The 20,751-nt window shown below is 64.2% G+C and carries 22 protein-coding genes, 1 tRNA gene and 1 pseudogene; 9 read left to right on the top strand and 15 right to left on the bottom strand.

The window, feature by feature from the left end:
- Positions 1 to 14: 14 nt before the first annotated feature.
- A complete protein-coding gene (locus BS329_RS06355; RefSeq protein WP_076156439.1) occupies positions 15 to 782 on the bottom strand; it encodes a DUF4097 family beta strand repeat-containing protein in 768 nt (255 codons plus the stop codon).
- Positions 783 to 943: 161 nt separating this feature from the next.
- On the opposite strand from BS329_RS06355, the gene BS329_RS06360 reads away from it, so the two are divergent.
- The gene (locus tag BS329_RS06360) at positions 944 to 1,483 is read left to right on the top strand and encodes a YbhB/YbcL family Raf kinase inhibitor-like protein (protein WP_076156442.1); all 540 of its coding nucleotides are present in this window, start codon (positions 944 to 946) and stop codon (positions 1,481 to 1,483) included.
- A 75-nt stretch (positions 1,484 to 1,558) separates the two neighbouring features.
- Here the strand turns inward: BS329_RS06360 and BS329_RS06365 are convergent, their stop codons facing one another.
- From BS329_RS06365 to BS329_RS06375, 3 genes are read right to left on the bottom strand one after another with little or no spacing between them, the layout of a single operon-like run.
- Complete coding sequence (locus tag BS329_RS06365) at positions 1,559 to 1,993, bottom strand: GNAT family N-acetyltransferase (protein WP_076156445.1); 435 nt, start codon at positions 1,991 to 1,993, stop codon at positions 1,559 to 1,561.
- 21 nt (positions 1,994 to 2,014) lie between these two features.
- The gene (locus tag BS329_RS06370) at positions 2,015 to 2,575 is read right to left on the bottom strand and encodes a TetR/AcrR family transcriptional regulator (RefSeq protein WP_020632424.1); all 561 of its coding nucleotides are present in this window, start codon (positions 2,573 to 2,575) and stop codon (positions 2,015 to 2,017) included.
- On the bottom strand, positions 2,576 to 2,902 hold the full coding sequence (locus BS329_RS06375; protein ID WP_076156448.1) for a DMT family transporter: 327 nt from the start codon (positions 2,900 to 2,902) through the stop codon (positions 2,576 to 2,578).
- Positions 2,903 to 3,054: 152 nt separating this feature from the next.
- Here BS329_RS06375 and BS329_RS06380 point away from each other — a divergent pair, with 152 nt between their 5' ends.
- From BS329_RS06380 to BS329_RS06390, 3 genes are all read left to right on the top strand, one after another.
- Positions 3,055 to 5,349, top strand: coding sequence for a (Fe-S)-binding protein (locus BS329_RS06380; RefSeq protein ID WP_076156451.1), 2,295 nt, complete (start codon positions 3,055 to 3,057; stop codon positions 5,347 to 5,349).
- A 205-nt stretch (positions 5,350 to 5,554) separates the two neighbouring features.
- Entirely contained in the window at positions 5,555 to 6,067 is a 513-nt protein-coding gene (locus tag BS329_RS06385; RefSeq protein ID WP_076156454.1) for a DUF742 domain-containing protein, read from the top strand.
- Positions 6,068 to 6,097: 30 nt separating this feature from the next.
- Entirely contained in the window at positions 6,098 to 7,093 is a 996-nt protein-coding gene (locus BS329_RS06390; RefSeq protein ID WP_076156457.1) for a cation diffusion facilitator family transporter, read from the top strand.
- Here the strand turns inward: BS329_RS06390 and BS329_RS06395 are convergent.
- The 4 genes from BS329_RS06395 to BS329_RS06410 form a co-directional block, all read right to left on the bottom strand.
- On the bottom strand, positions 7,087 to 7,779 hold the full coding sequence (locus BS329_RS06395) for a CAP domain-containing protein (protein WP_143252872.1): 693 nt from the start codon (positions 7,777 to 7,779) through the stop codon (positions 7,087 to 7,089). The two genes, BS329_RS06390 and BS329_RS06395, sit on opposite strands and share 7 nt — an antisense overlap.
- A 121-nt stretch (positions 7,780 to 7,900) precedes the next feature.
- Complete coding sequence (locus BS329_RS44090; RefSeq protein WP_208619154.1) at positions 7,901 to 8,056, bottom strand: hypothetical protein; 156 nt, start codon at positions 8,054 to 8,056, stop codon at positions 7,901 to 7,903.
- A 197-nt stretch (positions 8,057 to 8,253) separates the two neighbouring features.
- On the bottom strand, positions 8,254 to 8,835 hold the full coding sequence (gene dcd, locus BS329_RS06405; RefSeq protein WP_076156460.1) for a dCTP deaminase: 582 nt from the start codon (positions 8,833 to 8,835) through the stop codon (positions 8,254 to 8,256).
- Positions 8,836 to 8,848: 13 nt separating this feature from the next.
- Positions 8,849 to 10,054 (bottom strand): oxygenase MpaB family protein, encoded by a 1,206-nt coding sequence (locus BS329_RS06410; RefSeq protein WP_076156463.1) that lies wholly within the window; start codon positions 10,052 to 10,054, stop codon positions 8,849 to 8,851.
- Positions 10,055 to 10,164: 110 nt separating this feature from the next.
- Between BS329_RS06410 and BS329_RS06415 the strand changes: the two genes are divergently transcribed.
- Positions 10,165 to 10,235: transfer RNA gene (locus tag BS329_RS06415), tRNA-Gly, on the top strand.
- Between the two features lie 94 nt (positions 10,236 to 10,329).
- On the opposite strand, the gene BS329_RS06420 is transcribed toward BS329_RS06415, so the two are convergent.
- From BS329_RS06420 to BS329_RS06450, 7 genes and pseudogenes are all read right to left on the bottom strand, one after another.
- Positions 10,330 to 11,508 (bottom strand): tyrosine-type recombinase/integrase, encoded by a 1,179-nt coding sequence (locus BS329_RS06420; protein WP_084749410.1) that lies wholly within the window; start codon positions 11,506 to 11,508, stop codon positions 10,330 to 10,332.
- 1 nt (position 11,509) lies between these two features.
- Positions 11,510 to 11,728 (bottom strand): excisionase family DNA-binding protein, encoded by a 219-nt coding sequence (locus BS329_RS06425; protein ID WP_076156466.1) that lies wholly within the window; start codon positions 11,726 to 11,728, stop codon positions 11,510 to 11,512.
- Positions 11,729 to 12,020: 292 nt separating this feature from the next.
- A complete protein-coding gene (locus tag BS329_RS06430) occupies positions 12,021 to 12,407 on the bottom strand; it encodes a hypothetical protein (protein WP_076156469.1) in 387 nt (128 codons plus the stop codon).
- Positions 12,404 to 13,979: pseudogene (locus BS329_RS06435) on the bottom strand (FtsK/SpoIIIE domain-containing protein). The gene BS329_RS06430 and the pseudogene BS329_RS06435 overlap by 4 nt, the downstream one beginning before the upstream one ends.
- Positions 13,980 to 14,288: 309 nt before the next feature.
- Complete coding sequence (locus BS329_RS06440; protein ID WP_076156471.1) at positions 14,289 to 14,543, bottom strand: AMED_5909 family protein; 255 nt, start codon at positions 14,541 to 14,543, stop codon at positions 14,289 to 14,291.
- On the bottom strand, positions 14,521 to 14,769 hold the full coding sequence (locus tag BS329_RS06445; RefSeq protein ID WP_076156474.1) for a hypothetical protein: 249 nt from the start codon (positions 14,767 to 14,769) through the stop codon (positions 14,521 to 14,523). Before BS329_RS06445 ends, BS329_RS06440 begins: the two co-directional genes overlap by 23 nt.
- A gap of 303 nt (positions 14,770 to 15,072) precedes the next feature.
- A complete protein-coding gene (locus tag BS329_RS06450; RefSeq protein ID WP_076156477.1) occupies positions 15,073 to 15,522 on the bottom strand; it encodes a hypothetical protein in 450 nt (149 codons plus the stop codon).
- 168 nt (positions 15,523 to 15,690) lie between these two features.
- On the opposite strand from BS329_RS06450, the gene BS329_RS06455 reads away from it, so the two are divergent.
- The 4 genes from BS329_RS06455 to BS329_RS06465 all read left to right on the top strand — a co-directional run bounded on the left by BS329_RS06455 (position 15,691) and on the right by BS329_RS06465 (position 20,123).
- Positions 15,691 to 16,458 carry a GntR family transcriptional regulator gene (locus tag BS329_RS06455; RefSeq protein WP_076156480.1) on the top strand — a complete coding sequence of 256 codons (768 nt, stop codon included), beginning with the start codon at positions 15,691 to 15,693 and terminating at the stop codon, positions 16,456 to 16,458.
- Positions 16,459 to 16,472: 14 nt separating this feature from the next.
- On the top strand, positions 16,473 to 17,135 hold the full coding sequence (locus tag BS329_RS06460) for a YdcF family protein (RefSeq protein WP_076156483.1): 663 nt from the start codon (positions 16,473 to 16,475) through the stop codon (positions 17,133 to 17,135).
- Between the two features lie 65 nt (positions 17,136 to 17,200).
- Positions 17,201 to 17,746, top strand: a complete 546-nt coding sequence (locus tag BS329_RS42370; RefSeq protein WP_143252874.1) for a hypothetical protein — start codon at positions 17,201 to 17,203, stop codon at positions 17,744 to 17,746.
- Positions 17,747 to 18,299: 553 nt separating this feature from the next.
- Entirely contained in the window at positions 18,300 to 20,123 is a 1,824-nt protein-coding gene (locus tag BS329_RS06465) for a DUF262 domain-containing protein (RefSeq protein WP_076156486.1), read from the top strand.
- The last annotated feature ends 628 nt before the right edge of the window (positions 20,124 to 20,751 follow it).

Raw genomic sequence — 20,751 nt, forward strand, 5'->3', positions numbered from 1 at the left:
CCCGATGAATTCCGTCAGGCCGCGTTGACCTTGACGCTTCCGCTGTCGGTGTTGAGATCGAGCTTGTGCTGGGCCGAACCGGACTGGTTAACGTCGATGTCGCGGCTGCCGCTGCCGGTGGTGCCGGTGACGTTGTACTCGCCGGAGGGCACGGTGACCTCGATCGAACCGCTGTCGCTCCTGGCCGTGATGTTCGCGGCCTTGACCAGTTCCAGTTCGATGCGGCCGCTGTCGGCCTGCGCCTTCACGTTCCCGCCGAGCCGCTCGCCCTTGATCGCGCCGGAACTCGCGTGGATGTCGACGTCCTGCCCGATGTTCTTCAGTTCGACGCGACCGGAGTCGGCCCTGACCTTCACGGTGCCGGGGACGTCGCGCACCTCGACCTGGCCGGAGTCGACCGAGATGTCCACAGTGGACACACCGGCGAGTTCCACCGCGCCGGAGTCGACCCGTCCGGTGACCGGGACCCCCGTCGGGACGGTGACGTCGTAGTCGACCTCGCAGTTGTCGCCGCATCCGGCGAGGACGAGGGTGTCGCCGTCCACCCGGTAGGCGTCGCCCGGCTTGTTCCAGCGGTAAGAGAACTCCTGGTGGACCTTCGCCGGGCCGCTGCCCGTGCGGATCTTGACGGCGCCCTCGTCGTTTTCGATCCGGACGCTCTTGATCGACTGGGTCAGCTCGGAGGTCGCCGCCGCGTCGGACGGCCACCACCAGCCGAGGCCGGTGAGGACACCGACGCCGATCAAGGCGATGCCTCCGATAGCGAGGAGTGGGCGCGCCATGGTGTTGAGTCCCTCCAGAGCAGGTTTTCGTGTGTCTCGACGCTAAGGGCACCGCGCCGGGATGGACATAGGGGTAACCCCCGGATTCGTCCCTGATCCCGCGCCGGGGTTCTCGGGGTCCTAACCTGGCTTCGTCATCGGTTCCACGATCAGGAGGACGCATGCCGCAGGCACCCGATCCGTACGACTTCCTGCCCGATCTGCCTGCCTTCACCTTGAGCAGCACCGACATCGAGGAAGGCGGCTTCCTGCCGACACCCCAGCTTTCCGGGATCTTCGGCGCGGGCGGCGAGGATCGTTCCCCGCAGCTGTCCTGGGAGGGCTTCCCCGCCGAGACCAAGAGCTTCGCCGTGACCTGCTACGACCCGGACGCCCCCACCGCGAGCGGGTTCTGGCACTGGGCGGTGTTCGACATCCCCGCTTCGGTGAACGCGCTGGCGGCGAACGCGGGCGACGAGGCGGGCTCCGGCCTGCCGGAGGGCGCTGTCACCCTGAAGGGGGACGGCGGCGTGAAGCAGTTCCTCGGGGCCGCCCCGCCTCCCGGGCACGGGCCGCATCGGTACATCTTCGCGGTGCACGCTGTCGACGTCGAAAAGCTGGACGTCGGCGAAGACGCTACGCCGGCTCTGCTCGGCTTCAACCTCTTCAGCCACGCGATCGCGCGGGCTTCTCTTACCGCCCTGCACGAAAACAAGAGCTGAGGCGGCTTTCTCCCAAGTACGTGATGGCTCCCTTCCTCGCGTCTAGCGCAAGGAAGGGGGCCATCACGTACTCGGCTAGCTCTGCCCGCTGGGCCGGGACCGCTCCATGTACTGCCCCTCCGGCGGATCCCCGAAGCCGAACGGCCGGTACAGCTCGTGCGCGTCGGCGGTGTGCAGCATCCACCGGAACTCCGCGCCCGGCCCGTTGTCGATCATCTCCCGGACCAGCTCCTTGCCGAGTCCCGCGCCGCGCGCCTCCTCGAGGACGAAGACGTCCGCCAGGTAGGCGCTGCCGATGGTGTCCGAAAACGCCCGCGCGAAGCCGACCAAGCGGCCTGTCGTGGCCTCGTACGCACCGACGACGCGCCATGCGTTCTCGAAGACCTTCTCGATCATCTCGCGGTCCCGCCACTTGCCCCAGTAGACGCTGGTGGACAGGCATTTCCACACCACGTCGAGGTCCACCCGAGCCGGGTCGTCATCCAGTTCGTAAGCGCCGACAGTCCTCATGATCCGAAGCTACCCGGCAGGTCAACGAGGTTTCAGCAGGTAATCCACCACCGGCCGCAACTCGTCCGCGGAGGGCGGCTCGTCGTCGATGAGGCCCTGGATCAGCAGGCCGTCGATACCGGCGAGGAACACCCGGAAGGCGACCTCGTCATCGTGCCGGACCATCGAGGTCAGCACGTCCAGCCAGCGCCGCGCGGCCGGCCGCAGTTCGGGCTTCCGCGCGGCCAGCAGGTACAGCTCGTATTCCGCCATCGTCCGCCCGCGTCGCGGCCCCAGCGCCTCGGCGAGCAGTCCGGCGACCTCTTCCGCGCCGCGGCTGCCGCGCGAGCGGGCCCTGTCGATCATCCAGTAGACCTCGGTCGCCATATCCCTCGCGCACGAGATGAGGGTCGCGATCAGCAGGTCGTCGAGGCTGGAGAAGTGATACGTCGTCGACGCGGTGGGCACGCCCGCCTCGGTGGCGACCGTCCGATGGGTGACACCGGCGACGCCGTCCCGTTCGATCACCCGCAGTGCGGCCGCGATGATCTCCTCGCGCCGCTTCTCGCCCCTGGCCTTCCGGCCGTCGACCTGGATCTTCACTTAGTGCGCGCCCCCTGCCTCGATCAACACGACACCGCCGACCACCAGCACCAGCCCGGCGATCACGGCGAAGTTGACCGGCTCCTTGAAGAACACGATGCCGACGGCCGCCACCAGCGCGACACCCGCCGCGGCCCAGATGGCGTAGGCGACGCTCACCGGCACGCCCGCCTTGAGAACGTACGCGAGCGCGACGAACGCGAAGGCGTATCCGGCCACCACGAGGATCGACGGGCCCAGCTTGCTGAAGCCCTCGGAAAGCTTCAACGAGACCGTGGCGGTCACCTCGGCGGCGATGGCGAAAGCGAGGAGAAAGTACGCACCCATGTCACAAAAACTACCTGGACGATCGTCTTAAAACAAAGAGAGGCGTACACCACATCGGTGGGACTTGGGCGCGGTCAGTGGGTTACCCATCAGTAAGAAGCATTAGTCTGCCACCACCACCACAGCTTCACTCGGACGAAAGGCACCCGACGATGGGCGCTGTACAGCTGACGCTCGGCGGGATCTCAGTCTTGCTCGGCGTCGTCGCCTGGGGAATGTTCTTCGCGACCATCGCCCGCTTCGTGCGGGTGATCCGCCTCGGCCAGCCCGACGCGACCCGCAACGGCCCGTTCGTGCCGCGAATGAAGACCCTGATCAAGGAATTCGCCGCGCACACCCGGATGAACAAGATCCGCAGCGTCGGGGCCGCCCACTGGCTGGTCATGTGGGGCTTCCTGCTCGGGTCGCTCGCCCTGTTCGAGGCGTACGGCGAAGTCTTCGTCCCCACGTGGGGCTGGCCCATCCTGGACGACTGGTCGCTGTTCCAGCTGCTCATGGAGATCCTCGGGGTCGGCACCATCGTCGGTGCCCTGGTGCTGATCGGGATCCGGCAGAAGAACCACCCGCGTCGCGCCGACCGGCAGTCCCGCTTCCAGGGCTCCAACTTCAAGTGGGCGTACTTCATCGAAGCCGTCGTGCTCATCGAGGGCATCGGCATCATCGGCGTCCGCGCCGCGAAGTCCGCGATGAACGTCCACGAGACCCCGGTCTGGGCCGCGTTCGTCTCGCACCCGATCGGTGAGCTGCTGCCCGCCAGCCCGAACCTGGTCTCGGTATTCGCCTTCGTCAAGCTGATGAGCGCCACGATCTGGCTGATCGTCATCGCGCGCACGATGACCATGGGCATCGCCTGGCACCGGTTCAGCGCCTTCTTCAACATCTACTTCAAGCGCGAGGCCGACGGCGGCGTCGCGCTCGGCGCGCTCAAGCCGATGATGAGCAACGGCAAGGTGCTCGACCTCGAAGAGGCGGACCCGGACGAGGACACGTTCGGCGTCGGCAAGGTCGAGGACTTCAGCTGGAAGGGCTGGCTGGACTTCTCCACCTGTACCGAATGCGGCCGCTGTCAGTCGCAGTGTCCCGCGTGGAACACCGGCAAGCCGCTTTCGCCGAAGCTGCTCATCACGCAGCTTCGCGACCACGCCTACGCGAAGGCGCCGTACCTGCTCGCGGGCGGCAAGCGCGACATGGCGGGCGACGAGGTCGGGCTGTCCGGGGACAACATGTACGCCGGTATCGACGTCCTCGCGATCGCTGAATCGCAGAAGGCGCTCATCGGCGACGACGGCGGCATCATCGACCCCGAGGTGCTGTGGTCCTGCACCTCCTGCGGCGCTTGCGTCGAGCAGTGCCCGGTGGACATCGAGCACGTCGACCACATCATCGACATGCGCCGCTACCAGGTGATGATCGAGTCCGCGTTCCCCAGCGAGCTCAACGGGATGTTCAAGAACCTGGAGAACAAGGGCAACCCGTGGGGCCAGAACGCCAAGGACCGGCTCGCCTGGACCGAGGACCTGGACTTCGAGGTGCCGGTGTTCGACGGCGACCTCGGCGACACCGAGTACCTCTTCTGGGTCGGCTGTGCCGGGGCGTTCGAGGACCGCGCGAAGAAGACCACGCGGGCCGTCGCGGAACTGCTGCACATCGCGGGCGTGAAGTACACCGTGCTCGGCTCGGAGGAATCCTGCACCGGTGACCCGGCCCGCCGCGCGGGCAACGAGTTCCTGTTCCAGATGCTGGCGCAGCAGAACGTCGAGATCCTGAACTCGGTGTTCGAGGGCCGCGAACGCAAGGCGCGCAAGGTGGTCGTCACCTGTGCCCACTGTTTCAACACCCTCGCGAACGAGTATCCGGAACTGGGCGGCCAGTTCGACGTCGTGCACCACACGCAGTTGCTCAACCGCCTGGTACGGGAGAAGCACCTGACGCCGGTGGCCCCGGTCGCCGAGGACGTCACCTATCACGACCCGTGCTACCTGGGCCGCCACAACAAGGTCTACGACGCTCCTCGTGAGCTCGTCAGCGCTTCGGGCGCGCAGTTGCGGGAGATGCCGCGGCACGGCGACCGGTCGATGTGCTGTGGCGCCGGTGGCGCGCGCATGTGGATGGAAGAGAAGATCGGCAAGCGGATCAACGTCGAACGCGTGGACGAGGCGCTCGGCACCGCGCCGTCCAAGATCGCGACCGGCTGCCCGTTCTGCCGCGTGATGCTGACCGACGGTGTCACCGCGCGCCAGAGCGACGGACAGGCGAGCGAGAAGGTCGAAGTCGTCGACGTCGCGCAGTTGCTCTTGACCGCGGTCAAGCGGAAGCCGGAACCGCACCTGGTCCCGGCGGGCGCACCGTCGCTGGACGCCGTCTCAGATGCCGAACTCGACGGCGAGGCGGATGTGCCTACCAGCGAAACGGCCACCGGGACACCGCTTCCCGAGGAAGACAAGTAGAACATCGAGGCCGGAGGGGACATTCTCTCGCACATAATGCGAGAGAATGTTCTCTCGTGTTTTATCCGGTCCAGACCATTCCGTTCCCTTACCCGTTCGGCGGTACACGGCGGCGATAAGCTGGCGTTTCCTCGTTGCCGTTGTCGTTCACGAGGTTGCTTTAGGCGGCACAGGCAGAAGGTCCAAAAAAGGGGCGAGGAAATCAATGGGCAACCGTCACGAACTCCGTCCGGGCAAGGAACACCGCCTCGCGATGCCGGGGTCGTCGACGGGTCGCCCGATGACTCGCCTGCCGTCGGCCGCGGCACTCGCCCGGATGGCTCAGGAAGCGACCATCCCCAGCATCCCGGCCGCCCGGCGACCGCCGCGGCAGGAACGGCAGCGCACGCGCGTCCGCCCGTACGTCCGCACGGGCGGACGCACGCAGGCCAAGCGGAACTTCGCGATCGAAGCGATGATTTCCGTCCGGAACGACGCGCCGTGGAGCGCGCCGGGATTCAGCGTGGAATTCCATTCGGTCCGATCACTGTGCCGCCGTCCGACTTCCGTCGCCGAAGTCGCCGCGTCATTAAGCGTTCCACTCGGCGTTGCAAAGGTCCTTTTGGGTGACATGGCCGAACTCGGTTTGGTTACCGTTCATGAAACGCAGGCTGAATTCGACGGTCATCCGGCACTCGCCTTGATGGAGCGTGTCCTCCAGGGTTTGCGTCGCCTGTGAGATCGGCGCACTCGCACTACGCTCCGCAAGGTGAGTGAAGAACCCAGCGGTGAAAGCACCCTGACCGTAGTGCTGGCGGGCGGGGTCAACCTCGCCATCGCGGTACTGAAGCTGATCGCCGGGATCATCACCGGCTCCGGCGCGATGCTCTCGGAAGCCGCGCACTCGATGGCCGACACGATCACCGAGGTCCTCCTGCTGACCGCGCTGAAACGCTCGGACCGGCCGGCCGACCGCGTTCATCCCTTCGGCTACGGCAAGGAGCGGTACTTCTGGTCGCTGCTCGCGGCGGTGTCGATCTTCGCCTCCGGCGCGATGTTCGCGCTGTACGAGGGCTTCTCGACGGTGTTCGGCGAGGCGACCGACCAGACCGATCCGATCGTCGGCTACGTCGTCCTCGCGATCGCCTTCGTCCTCGAGTCCGTGTCGTGGCTTCAGGCCGTACGGCAAGTGCGGCGCGACGCCGCCGAAGCGGGCAAGAAAGTGTCGGTCTACCTGCGGACGATCGACGACCCGGCGCCGAAGACCGTCCTGTTCGAGGACTCGGCGGCGCTGATCGGCCTGCTGCTCGCGTTCGCCGGGATCGGGCTGCACCAGCTCACCGGCTCGCACGTCTGGGACGGCGCGGCGTCGATCGCTATCGGGGTGCTGCTGGCGCTCGTCGCCTACGTGCTCGGTCGCACCAACCGCGGCCTGCTGATCGGCAGGCAGGCTGATCCGAAGCTGGTGCGCGGGATCCGGGACCACCTGGCCGGCACGCCCGAGATCGAGGCCGTCGTCGATCTCCAGACCATGCTGATGGGCACCGACCAGGTGCTCGTCTGCGCGCGGGTCGACTTCGACGACACACTGGGCGCGGCGGACGTCGAACGCGCCTGTGTCCGGCTGGCGACCGAACTGACCCGGTCGTTCGGGGATGTCACCGAGGTGTTCATCGAACCGGTCCCGCGGACGGATGCCGAGCTGCGCGCGGCGGTTCTGGCCCGCTACGGCGACATCGCCGAACGCTGGAACAAGGGTCAGTAGCCGAAGTTCTGCGTCCAGTACATGCCCTTGGTGTTGACGCCGACGCCGATCTTCTTCAGCTTGCAGTTGAGGATGTTCGCGCGGTGGCCCTCGGAGTTCATCCAGGCATCCATCACCTTGGCGGCGTTCGACTGCCCCTTGGCGATGTTCTCCGCGCCGGGCTTGTCGTAGCCGGCGGCCCGGATGCGCTGGTCGAACGTGGTGCCTTCCGGCGTGGTGTGCGAGAAGTAGTTCCTGGCGGACATGTCGTTGCTGTGGCCCTGCGCGGCGGCGGCGAGACGCGACTCGTCGCTCACCGGCGAGCAGCCCGCGTCGGCCCGCTCGGAGTTGACGAGGTCGATGACCTGATCGGCGAGTGAGCTGTCCTGCGAGCGAGGCGGGTCCGCAGCCTTGCTGGGGGTGGGCTTCGGGGCCTCGGAAGGCTGGGCGGGCGGCTCGGCCGCGGCGGAGGACGAGCTGGGCGGGGCGGAGGACGACGTGGGGGCCGCCGAAGACGACGTCGGAGCGGGCGAGCCGGACGCGGGCTCGCCCGCCGCGGGAACGGACGTCTGACCGAAGTGGGCGGGCGGCTTCGCGAGTGCGTCGCCGGGCCTGCCCTTGGTGTCGGGGACGCTCAACGACAGGTTGCTCAGCGCCGTTCCCTGGAAACGGTCGGTCACCATCAGGTAGCTCGCGCTGGCGATCACCCCACCCAGCAGAAAGCTGAGCGTGACAAGAAGTAGCCGGTTTCTGGCTCTTTTGGGGGGCACGAGGCCGAAAACTATCACGAACCGGTTACGGCAATACCCCCGAAAGTAGTAATACCGGTCAGCGGTTGCGCTCAGTGATCATTTCGGTCGACTCGTGCGTGATGATCGCGGCATGGGAGGAAGCGGATTCACAGGCCCCGCGAACCGACTTCAGCAGGTGATCCCACAGCGGCGCGGCACCGGTCATCGTCGCCGCGTCGATCTCGATGAGCACCTTCCACCGGTCTTCGGGATGCGACTTCCGTGCGAAGATCCCTTGCCCTGGAGTTCGAGATCGTGCGCGCGACGCGGGAGGTCTACCGGCCGTGGGCGACCCACGCGACCTCAACGGCGGCGCCCCGCCGAAGGAGGATCCGAACGCCTTCATGTGGCAGCACCGGATCGACTGGGAAGCCCCCGTGGGCCAACGCGCTACCTCCAGGTGTCGACGCGGTGGAAGTTCTTGTACGCGCGGCTGGGGGTCGGCCCGCGCTGCCCCTGGTAGCGCGACCCTGCTTCGTTCGAGCCGTACGGGAACTCCGCGGCGCTGGACAGGCGGAAGATGCAGAGCTGGCCGATCTTCATCCCCGGCCAGAGCGTGATCGGCAGGTTCGCCACGTTCGACAGTTCGAGGGTGATGTGGCCGGAGAAGCCGGGGTCGATGAAGCCCGCGGTGGAGTGGGTGAGCAGGCCGAGGCGGCCGAGGGAAGACTTACCCTCCAGACGGCCCGCGAGGTCGTCAGCGAGTGTGACGGTCTCGTAAGTGGAGCCGAGCACGAACTCACCGGGGTGGAGGACGAAGGGGTCTTCGCCCTCCTTCTCGACCAGCGACGTCAGCTCGTCCTGCTGGAGCTGCGGGTCGATATGCGTGTACTTGCTGTTGTCGAACACGCGGAAGAAGCGGTCGAGGCGCACGTCGATGCTCGACGGCTGGACCATCGTCGGGTCGAACGGGTCGACGCCGAGACGGCGGGCGTCGAGCTCTTTACGGAGGTCACGGTCGCTGAGGAGCACGCGATCAGCGTAGTCAAGCGGCCTTCATGTGCCTGCCGTAGGTGGGGTCGAGCCGGAAGACCTTGGTGACCTGCCGGAGATAATGGCGTCGCCCGGCGGCCCCGATCCGCTCCTGGAGCGCCGTCGCCCCCGGCACCAGCCGCCGGACCGTCTCGGCGGCGAAGTTGACGCCCGCCACCGCGACCACGGCGGCCTGCGCGATCGGATCGTCGGGCAGGTCCAGGAAGTCGGCGTTGGTCTTGCCGAGCAGGAGCCGGCTGATCGACCCGTGCGCCGCGACCGACACGTGCGACAGGACCTTGCCGACCGCGCCCCGGCCCTCGCCGATCCCGGCGTGGGACTTCATGAGCGCCGCGGCGAGCCGCTTGGAATCGTCGTCGGGGATGAATTCGGTGGTGGCGAGCAGCCACAGCAGCCGCCAGGCGTCGTCCTCGCCGGCGGGCAGGAGTTCCTCATCGACGCCCATCAGCCAGCCGACGTACCGCCACAGGTGCAGGATGTCGGCGCGCTCGCGGGCGCTGTAGCGGAGCCCGAGCAGCTGCGTGCCGAAGACGTAGACGAGGGAGAAGAGCAGGAGCGTGCCCGCGGTCTGGACCTGGTTGACCGGCCGGTCCCAAGCGGCGTAATCCCAGTCCTCGCGGCGATTCATGGCCGCGCGGACATGCGCGTGCACCACCCGCACCCGCAACGCGGACTGGTACCCGCGCCCACCGAGCACCAGCGCGCCCGGCGTCGTCACGTGGATCCACCACGTCGCCGTCTCGACGAGGCGCCGCGCCGCCTTGTACTCGATCTCACCGGTGCCGACGAGCGACTTCGTGGCGCGCGACGCGAGATAACCGCCCATCAGGGAGACGTCACCCAGCGGAAAGAGACCGAGCAACCCGGCACGCGTGATCGCCCGCGCTCCGCGGTCCAGGCGATCCTGGTCGACCCAGTACGGCGTCGCCTCGACGTCACGGAAGAAGGCTTCGAGATCCTCCGGCGGACCCTCGACACTGTCGATACCTTGCCGCAGCGCCTGTTCGAACGTCTTGTGACCGCCGCTTCGGAGGTACGGCACCAACACGTCCGCGGCCGGATCCTCCCGCTGCGCGAACTTCCGCAGCCGGGCCACCTGACGCTCGTCGCCCCTGATGTCGCCCTCGATGAACAGCCTCGACGCGACCCGGAACCCGCCTTGGCGGAACAGTTCGGGGTCGGGCAGCCTCTCGTCCATCCGGCTCACCTCCGATGTAGACAACAAGTGTTGTCACTTTCGGCGGCGACGTCAAGGGAGGGTGGGGCTTGGCAGGGAGAGATCCGGACCATGTATGCTGGCCGAGCACTGCGGATGTAGTTCAATGGTAGAACATCAGCTTCCCAAGCTGAATACGCGGGTTCGATTCCCGTCATCCGCTCTCATGTGAAAGCCCCAGGTCAGTGGATGTCCACTTTGGATCTGGGGCTTTCGCTTTGTCCGGCCGATCTTCCGGCTGGGCCATTAACGGGCCATTATCCGACGGGTACCGGCTGGCCACTCAGGCCGTCGTCATCGTCATCCGCGTTGCCCGTCCGGTGCTGGTCGACGAGCTTCGACAGCCGATCAGCGATCCGTTCGTCAGCGTCGCTGGTCGCCCGCTGATAGATGAGCGCCGCCCGCATGTCGTCATGCCCCATCCGCGCCATGAGGTCTTTGGTCGACGTGCCCGCCTTCGACGCCCAGATGTTCCCCGCGTGCCGGAGATCATGGAAGTGCAGGCCCTTGAGACCCATCTTCGCCACGACGTCCGTCCACTTCGTCCGCTGACTGAAGTTCGGCCGACGCACCGGGTTACCGGCACGCTCACCGGTGAAGAGAAGCGCGTCTTGCTCGGGCTTGACCCACGTCTCCAGGTGACGCAGAAGGTCAGGCCGGACCGCCGCCGGAATGATCAGCGTCCGGACACCCGCCCTCGACTTGGGCGGCCCGACGATGAGCCCGCGACCGGGAACCTCGACCATCGCGCGCGACACCCGGACCCAGCCCGCGTCTTCGGCGACGTCGCACCGGCGCAGTGCGGTCACCTCACCCCATCGCAGCGAGCCGAACGCGGCGAGGAGCACCAGGGCACGGAAACGCTCCGGCATCCGGCTGGCCAGGTCGAACACTTGGGCCACGGTGATCACCGGCCGTTCGTCCGGATTCTCGCGATCGGCCCCACGGACTCGGCACGGATTGCGCGGCAAGATCTTGTCCTCATCCACCGCCGTGTTCAGGATCGCCCGCAGCAGCCGGTACGCCTTGGCCGTCACCGACTCCGAGACACCAGCCGCCAGCCGATCCGCGCGCCACTGACGAATGACCGCCGTCGACAGCTTTCCCAACTCGACTCCGCCGAGGTCCGGCGCAATGTGCTTACGCAGCAACCATTTGTACAGCTCGACCGTTCGCGGACGAAGCCCAGGCCGTTGGGTGATCCACTGGTCCGCGTAGTCGCCGAGCTTGCGCTTTGCCCGCTCTGGGTCGATCCACTCGCCTTGTGTGACCTGCGTTTCCGTCAACGACAGCCAGCGTTCAGCAGCCCGCTTCGTGTCGAAGGTGTCAGGCGCTGGCCGCATGATTCCGTCAGGTCCGGGATAGCGAGCCTGCCACCGCTTGGACGGAAGTTGCCGAACAGTCCCGAAACCACGATGCCCACGCTTGTTCGCCATCTCAGGCCGCCCTTCCCAGGTCACGGCGGACCGAGGCGCGCGTGATCGGCTCCACCCGCCCGGCCTGCATGAAGCTCTCCAGATCCGTGAGAGCGAGACGGACATGAACCCCCGCCTTGTGAAAGGCGATGCGCCGTTCGGCGATCAGTCGACGTACGAACCGGACGCCGGTATTGAGGTAGGCAGCCGCTTCTTCGACCGTCAGATACCTGGCTTCCATGTGTTCCCTCCCCAGTTCCTAAGCAGCCACACCCTGAGTTGCCGAAAGATCCGGCGGACCCTGCGCGGCGAGTAGCGCCCTGTCGTACTCGGCTTTCCAGGCGATCCGTTCAGAGATCGCGTGCATCACCAGGTGATCCCGAGGTGGCACATTCGCGTCGCTGGAGTCAACGGCCGGACACAAACCTCGTGCTTCTCAGCGGTCGCCTTGACCACGTCGGAGGCGAGAGGTTCCCGCATCCGAGCGGCCCGGGTTTTGGCCGGCGTGGTCACCGCGGCTTCCTTGGTGCACGTCACGCGGCCACCTCCCCAGCCGTGCTCCACTGCCGCAGCACAAACACCGGCATCTCCTGCCGCATGCCCGCAGGCAGATCCGGGAACGTGGCTTCGTCGAACTGGACACCGCCGTAGACCGTGACCGGGATGCCACAGGGAGCCCGACCCTGGATTTCCAGGTGCACGCTTCCGCCGTGGGGCACCCGCCAGATCGCGGCGGTCACGTTCTCCAGGGAATCCGCCCAGGCGACAAGGCTCCGTGCCACGTCCGTCAGACCATCGGTATCGAGCTGGACAGACACCGGGTCCGGGCCGAACCCGACCCGCACGGACGCGACCGGCGGAAAGGCGTAGGAGTCGAGGTGATCGCTGATCGCATCGAAGTACACCAGAACGCGGTTCACGCCGCCACCTCCTCTCCACCTCGACGGACAGGAAGGTCGATCACGTGGGCACCGCCGTTGGTCACGTAGTTCTCCAAGGCTTTGACCGTCTCGTCCGGGACCCAGCCCGCGCGGACCCGCAGCGGTTCGCAAATGCCCTCACCCCAGATGTAGCCGACGCCCGCAGCCGACTCTTCGATGCGGTTCGCCCACGCACCCCGTTCGTAAGCGCCGTCGCCGAGAACCATCCCGACGTGAGTCTTCGAGGTGACGCGCAGGCACACCCGACGTGGGAACAGCTCCCGAACCGGAACCGTGTCCTTCGTCGGCTCCTGCACATATCCGCGCACCGTGTAGCCCAACGCCCGGCCCTGCGTGGTCAGGATCGCTACTCGTTCGACGATGGCTTCGCGGGTCTTGCGATCGGTGTACTTGGTCAGGGCCCCATCTCATCGAACTCCAGCACCTCCAACGGGTTTTCCTTGGAGATCGGAACCTCACGAGTCAATCCGGCAAACTCGCGCTTGCGGGTCTCAAGGCCGTCGAGCAGGTCGTCCAGGACCTCGATCGCGTCCTTCCCCGCAACCCCGTAGCGGGCGAAGATCCCGCGTCCGTAGGCGAGTTCCATCCCCTTCGGGTCGATCCCCGAGACACGCACCGTCCCGGCCCGGATCGCCGACGCCGCCGACACGAGCGGGCACCACATGACCGAGTTCTTTCCGGCTCCGGTGGCCCCGGCGACGAGCATGTGCGCGCCCGGACCGGTCAGCGGCAGCCGCCAGTCCTTCCCGTACTCGGTCCGTCCGGCGAACACCCGCCGCAGATCCACGCCGTCGACGGCCGCCAGGTCGGGCAGCTCCGCACAGTCCACCGAAGCCTTAAGGAGGTCACGACGCTGGAAATCCAGCAAGACGACGTTGGGTTCCAGCTCTCGCACCTGGCACCGCGTGACCTTACGAGCGACCGCCAACGCTCGGGCGGCATCGTCGAAGTCTTCCGGCTTCTGTCCCGGTACGAGCCGGACGCGGACCTCATCCCAGGATGGCCCCGACTTCACCCCCAGCACCTTCGGCACCTGCATCGCAGCACTACCCGCCGCAGCATGAGAAACCGCCTTGCGACGGCGGCCGACGAGGTTGACCGTGACTTCGACGGGCACGGTGCCGTCGGAGATAGAGAGGCCGCAGGCGTGCAGCCAGCCGGGCAGTTTCGGGCGTAGGTGAACCAGCGCAGCCACCACGCCCGCAGGAACCGGCCACAGCACCGGTCGAACGACACCACGTCGAGCAGCCGCCACCCCACCAGCACCACGCCGACCGAACCCGTCGTGATGGCCAGCGACGGCCAGCCGAGCCACTGCCACCAGGCCACCGCAGCGAGCACGCCGCGGCTGGTCCGCCAGTGTTGGAATACCTGCTTTCCCAGCCACCCCAACAATTTCACGGCCGACCACAGGGCGATGAAGACGACCATAGCGGCGGCGAGGACTTCCGCGATCGTGGCCAGGGCGCGGCCGAGCTTGTGCAGCAGCCACACCACCACACCCAGCATCCCGCCGCCGACGAGGAAAAGACCGATCCCGTTCGCGTTCATCGGCGACCACCGCCGGTCAGGTCCAGCGGCAGCATTCCCCGGCAGGGAGCACATTCTGTCTCGCCGGGCAGCAGCTTCGCGAACCGCTTACAGACCGTGCAGCGCGTTCGGGTGACCCCGTCTAGCGGACGCTTGTTGCCATCGTTTAGCGTTGTCATTGTTCACTTCCAGAGGTTGTGGACAGCGCAGAACCGGCGAGGTTCCTAGGCCAGTTACCGGTTCTGCGCCTTACGGGACTTGCACAGCGCGTGAGGACGTGTTTGTACGCCGCACGTCCCCACGCGCGTTTTTCGCTCTGTCATTCAGTTTCTAGCTGGCTTGCGACTTGCCCTTTTGGATCTGTGCGGCCACCTCCTCGGCCTTCCGCTCCTCGTAGCCCACCCAGTAACGAAGTTCGTGGTGATGCCCTCGGTCCACATCGGACACGGCGCGGTACATGCGCGCGTTGGCCTGGTGGAACTTCAGCCACGTCTCCAGGTTCGACCCCGGCTTCGGGCGACGAGCGGCAGCGACCGCGTGCGCGTCCCGGAGCGTTTGTGGCTCATTCCGGCCGGGTGTCGTCATCGCGCACCGCCTGGTGCTTGGTGAGGAAGACGGCCAGTTCGTCCGCGCTGTCGCGGATTTGGCGAAGGAGCCGGATGAACTCCGGCCACTCGGCCGGGTCGGACGGCGGCAGGATCGCCAGGCTGTCCGGGTCCAGATAGATCACCAGAGCGGGGTTCGCCGAACCATTGCCCTGCATCCCCGCGACCGCCCGCCGCCCCGGCTTCCACATCGCGTTGAACGCCACGGACCTGCCCTTCCTCGCTGTAGGCGCGCATTTCCCAGGACCGCGCGTTCTCCTCGAACCCCTCGGCAGCCGCCGACACCGCAGCCAGCACCCACCACGGCAACTGGCCCTGAGTCGCCAGCTCCCGCCACGCAGACGCCACCGCCAAGGAAGCGACGGCCATGTCATGCGCCGCCAAGGCATCCCCACCTTGTGCGGTCCGTTGCGTCATCGCGCTGTAGTGGCGATACGCCGTCTCCCAGCTCTGGACCAGGTGCGGTGGAACCACGGCCACGCCCTGACTGCCAGGCACCCGGCCCGTCATCACGCCGCCTTGGGCGTGGACTCGGCAGTGTTGGAGGCACGGCCCGACTTGGATGCGGCAGCCTTGAAACCGGTCGCGCGGAATACGTAGGACTGGTACTTGAACTCGCCCTGACCAGCCACCTTCGGCTCAGCCGTCAGGCCCTCCAGCTCAATCGGCCGCATACCCGGCAGCACCTCCGACGTGGTCGGCACTGGCTGCACATCGGCCAGGAACGTGACGTCGTAAGACGCGCGCTTGGAGTTGGTCTCGCTCGGGTCGGTGACCGTGGCCTTCCACTGCCGCTTGCCCGTCACTTCGTCGACCCGCTGACGAACAGGTCGGCCTGCGGAGCGGTCTTCCCGCGACTGGTACTCGTTGTCCGGCGCGACCTCTCCGACCATCACCAGCCCCAGCGGGAACGCGGCATCAAAGTCGATCTCGAAACGGTGTCCCTTGGCGATCGCCATGTCGTCTGTCTCCTGTCGTCTCTGGAGCCCTACCGGGCTTGCACCTGTTAGAGGTAGTTCTATTAAGCGCTTCGCTGCACCAGTTGTCAATAGAACTATCTCTATCGGGCTCCGTAGGCCATGATGGGGTGATACCGCTAGCGTTATCGACCGACGAAGGAGGACCAGGTGGGCACTGGCTACCGCGAGCTGGCCGCGATCCTGCGAGACGCGATCCAGCGGGGCGACTACGCCCCGGACACCACGCTGCCCAAACAAGACGAGCTTGCCGACGAGTACGACGTCAACGTCAACACTGTCCGCAAGGCCGTCGGAGTCCTCGAAGCCGAAGGGCTGGTCACGCCGATCAGGCGACGCGGGACTGTCGTCCGAGCCCGGCCGCCCATGAAGCGCTTAGGCAAGGACCGGTACGCGAAGAGCAAGTGGAAGTACGGCGACACCGTCGCCTTCGTCGCAGACCGCGAAGCTTCCGGCCGCGACTGGAAACCGACTGACCAGACACAGACCGTCGCCAAGGTCGAAGCTGACCGAGAAGTCGCGGATGCCCTCGGCGTCATGGTCGGATCACCGGTCTATGAGCGGGCACGACTGGTCACGGACGCGGGCCAGCCCACCCACATGCTGACGAGCTACTACCGGCCCGCCGACGTCGAAGGCACCCCTATCGTCGACCCGACCCCCGGTCCAGCGGGACGAGGTGGCGGGTTCCTGGTCCTCACCTTGCAAGGTCTTGAGCCGGACACCATGACCGAGACCTTCTACGCCAGGATGCCGACGCCCGACGAGGCGGAGCAGCTCGAACTCCCCGCAGGCGAACCCGTCATGGTGCTTCAACGACGCACGTACACAGGTGACGGCCGCGTAGTCGAGTTCGCGCGTGGCGTGCATGCCGCGAGCCGTTTCTCCTGGACCTACACTTTCAAAATCCCCGACTGATCCTGGAGACCCAGATGCCCGAGCGTTCGACCACCCTGCCGGACGACCTCCGCGCCGACGTCCAGACGCTCTGGGACTACCACGACATGCACCACGAACTCCGGCCCTCCGACGTCGGGATCGGACTCGGTAGTCACGATCTCGGGGTCGCGACCTTCACCGCGGAACTGTTCCACGCTGGAATGTTCCCGCTCATCGTCTTCACCGGGGCCAATGCGCCGACGACTGTCGAGCGGTTTCCGCGCGGCGAGGCGGTGCACTACCGCGAACATGCGCTTGAGCTGGGCGTGCCGGATGACGCCATCCTGGTCGAGCCCGAGGCGCGGAACACCGGTGACAACATCACGCTCACTCGCACGCTTCTGGAATCTCGCGGCATCGAGGTGGGATCGGTCATTCTCATCTCTCGGCCGTACCAGCAGCGACGCGCCTACGCGACCTGCAAGAAGCTCTGGCCCGAGGTCGACGTCATCTGCGCTTCGCGGCCACTCCCGCTGGATGAGTACATCGAGAGCATCGGCGACGTGGACAGGGTCATCAACATGCTGGTCGGCGACACCCAGCGCATCACTGTCTACGCCGGACGCGGCTTCGCTATCCACCAAGAGGTCGCAAAGGATGTTATTGACTCGTACGAGCACCTGATCCAAGAAGGTTTCACAAAGCGCCTCATCTGACGTCAGATCGCCGACGCGCGACTATCATCTACCCCAAGTAACGATCTGCCACCAGCGGAGTTCATATGACCGAGCCGACCGGACTTGACCTACTCGGCAACGCGTACTCGTTTATCAACGAGTCTCTTCGCTGCGCCCAAGGGGCGACAGAAGACCCGGCGCGTTGGAAATTTGCCGTCGTACACGCCACCCAGGCACTCGAACTCTTTTTCAAGGAGCGCCTTCGTCGCGTCCATCCACTATTTGTTTATTCTAATGTAGACAAGCCTCGCCACACCGTGTCCCTCGAACTGGCCATGGAGCGACTAGCAAGTTGTGGCGTGCAGATCGAAGCCGATGAACTAAAACAATTACGTGAAGCTCGCGACTTCAGGAATGCAATCGTTCACTTCGATATCAATGTGACGAACGAACAGCTAAAAGCTGCATATATCGTCCTTCTTGAATTTGCGCATTCCTTTCTTGCCAACGAACTTGAAGATGAAATTCACGCCCACACTGAACGGGACTTGTGGGCGACCGAAGCGGCCTTAATGAGTGAATTTCAGCGCGAGTTCGTGCCCTATAACGGCATGACCATTATCCGAAGGTTTCCACTCGAAATTATTTAATCTCAAATACCAAAAGCACTCAAAATCGACGAGAAATCTTGGGCGGGAATTCCCTATGGTGACGCCGAGAACGTTGAGCGGGTCAAATCAGGCTGGTCTAGTGCAGACCTTCCCGATAGTTTCGAGTTCCCATGCCATGACTGCGCAGCCGCCAACGGTCAATATCACGCCCGCGGCTGCGACACCGAGATCTGCCCCCGATGCAAAGGGCAACTTTTGAGCTGCGACTGCGACTGGCAGGAACCGCTATGGTTCTTTACTGACGACTTCGGCCCACTAACTCAAGAAAGAGAGCCAGCAAAAGTCAACGATATTCGTTCGAACTCGTCCCTGAACGAGCCGGCGCCTGGGTGACCGTTGCCAACGCGACGCGGGCCTGAACCTCGTGACAACACGGTAACCAGCAAAGCGAAGCAAGTTGAAGGACGCAGAATGGGCCGTGCCCGCACAGCTTCTCTCTGTTCACGAAGTGGCCTTCTAGTTGTTCCACCGGCAATGGAATTCCGCTACAATTCACCCAACCAAGCCGGAGCCCGACAGGTGGAGATAAAGGATGACTGAAGCTTCGTCTAGCGTTGAGTTAATTCCGATCAAGAGCCAGACGAGAACCATCCAAACCTGCTTCCAACACTGTCTATATGAAGTTCCGAACTTCCAGCGTCCATATAGCTGGTCGTCTGACCAGCTAGAAGACTTTTGGAACGACGTCGTACTTGCACAAGGCGACTTCTTCTTCGGATCCACCGTTACGTGGGTGAGCGAGAAAAGAGATCTCTTTAATGACACCTACTCTATCATTGATGGCCAGCAACGCCTAACCACGAGCGCGATTGCACTGTCAGTCGTTCGAGATTCTTTTCTCAAAATTTCCGAAAAAGCCGCCGCTATCGGCGATTCCGAGACGAGCGAGGCGGCAAAGAAGCAAGAGAACGCCACGCAGAAGTATCTGATTTCCGCAGATGATGACGACAATTTATACCCAGTAATTAAGCGTCCAGAGGAGATGTTCTACGAAGTTATTCAGAATCCGAGCGCAATCCCGTCTAACGCAAAATGGAATCGCAGCGCCGAACGCATCGGCGAGGCTAGGGAATTTTTCGAAGATCGCGTGACTCACGCATTAATTGAGCTCTCCTCGGGCGATCAGATCGAGCTATTAAAGTCCATTCGAGGTAACCTGCTTAAGGCTCGCGTTATCCAGGTCGAATTGACTTCAGAAGAAGATGGCTTTCTCATCTTCGAGACCCTCAATACTCGTGGCACAGATCTGCGTATATCTGATCTCGTTAAGAACCTGTTGATCAGGCGCAGTGCATCAAACCCTCCCGACCGAAAAGCGATTGCCGATAGATGGGATCGTCTCGTCGATAAGGTTCAGGACGGCCGCATCAGCATAGATGTCGTCGATCGATTTATCTGGCAATCGTGGAACTCGCGGCGCACTGCGGTAAAAGAGCCGGAGTTATTCAAAGCAATCAGCAGTCGACTTGGTTCTGAGTCCTGTAAGCATATTTCATACCTAGAAGAACTCGAAATGGACACTGCGACATACGAGTGGCTAGAGTATGAAGATGTACAGGTTCAGCCTAAGGTAAAGGGCGTACGCAACGCCCTTTCGGTACCCGACTTCGTCGATAGCGTTCGCGCGTTGGCCATATTTAACGTCTCGGTAGCAAATTCGACCGTGCTGGCCATCGCACGAAAATATCAAGAGACTCAGCTTGTGAAGGAATCTCAACTTATTGAGGTTATGCGCCTTGTAGAGAATTTTCACTTTCAGTTTACAGCTTTGACAAACAGTGGATCGACAGGCGGCACGCGAGGTCGCTACAACCGATTTGCCGTACGCCTTGAAGCTGCGACAACTAAAGCACAAGTCTCCGAGGCAATCGCAGATCTTAGGACGCGGTTGCGTGCCAGTCTGCCTTCGCGTGAACGCGCCAAAGCAACTTTTCAGAAACTTTTCTACGCTCCTTCTCTCCAGCTGAACCAGGCGCAAAAGATTCGTGCTCGTAAGATATTTATTGCTTACGTCCTCATGGCTTTCGCGAAAGCTGAGAGGTTGGTACCCGCAGGACAGAACCTCGCATCTTGGTCGATCGAGCATATCAAGCCACAGGCCATGGGCACAAACGACAGTCAAGATCTTGTTTACTCGATTGGCAATTTGACATTGTTAACCAGTGAGTTCAACAATTCATTAGGGGATTCCGGCTTGCCGAAGAAAGTAGAGGCACTACAAAAGTCCCACGTGTATTTAGACTCCGAATTGCTGTCGTGGACGGAAGGCGAAGCGCAGTTTCCTTCTGACGAGCAGATAAGCAAACGCTCAGCTCAGCTAGCCACAGAAGCGCTTGACCGAGTCTGGAGCCTCTAGGCAAAGCGCTGGCTTGATTTCAGCGCCACCTCATTGTCGTCCGGAGCCCAACTCTCTGCGTGATACTGTTTCTTGCCGAACTTGGCTCTATAAGATCAAGAGCGGCCCGCAAGCGTGCCGCCGCCGAGGACCGCTCGGCCTCCGCTCCGCTCTGGCCGGCGGCCTCGGCGCGACGTGTTGTGACCTGGCTCCGAGCCCAGATCGAGCCGCATCTTCGCGACGACTGCATCAAGTGCCTGTATGAAGGCGTCGGCCTCTACACCATCTGTTCGCCCGTCCGCCCGCGCGTCTTGATTAGGAGTCAACGCCTCAACCGCCTGCGCAGCCGCTGAAACCACGTCAAGTGGGGCCAGGAACCGAATCTGCCCGTACACCATCGCGGCCGAGTCACCGAGCTCACGTACGTCATTGGTCAACTGCGCAACTGTCTTCGTCGCTCCGGCCTGTCCGAACCTAGTCTTCGCTTGACGGTGTTTGCTCGCTGCGTCACCGAGTTCGTCGACGACCCTCCGGTAGGCGGCAACCACTCGATAGAACTCTGCGTAGACGCCTGACCGACGCTCCCGAGCACGTTCGATGCGCATCTCCTCTGCCCTCCTGTGCTCGCGCCAGGCGGCGACTCCCACCG

It is taken from the genome of Amycolatopsis coloradensis (genome assembly GCF_001953865.1).
Taxonomy (GTDB): Bacteria; Actinomycetota; Actinomycetes; order Mycobacteriales; family Pseudonocardiaceae; genus Amycolatopsis; species Amycolatopsis coloradensis.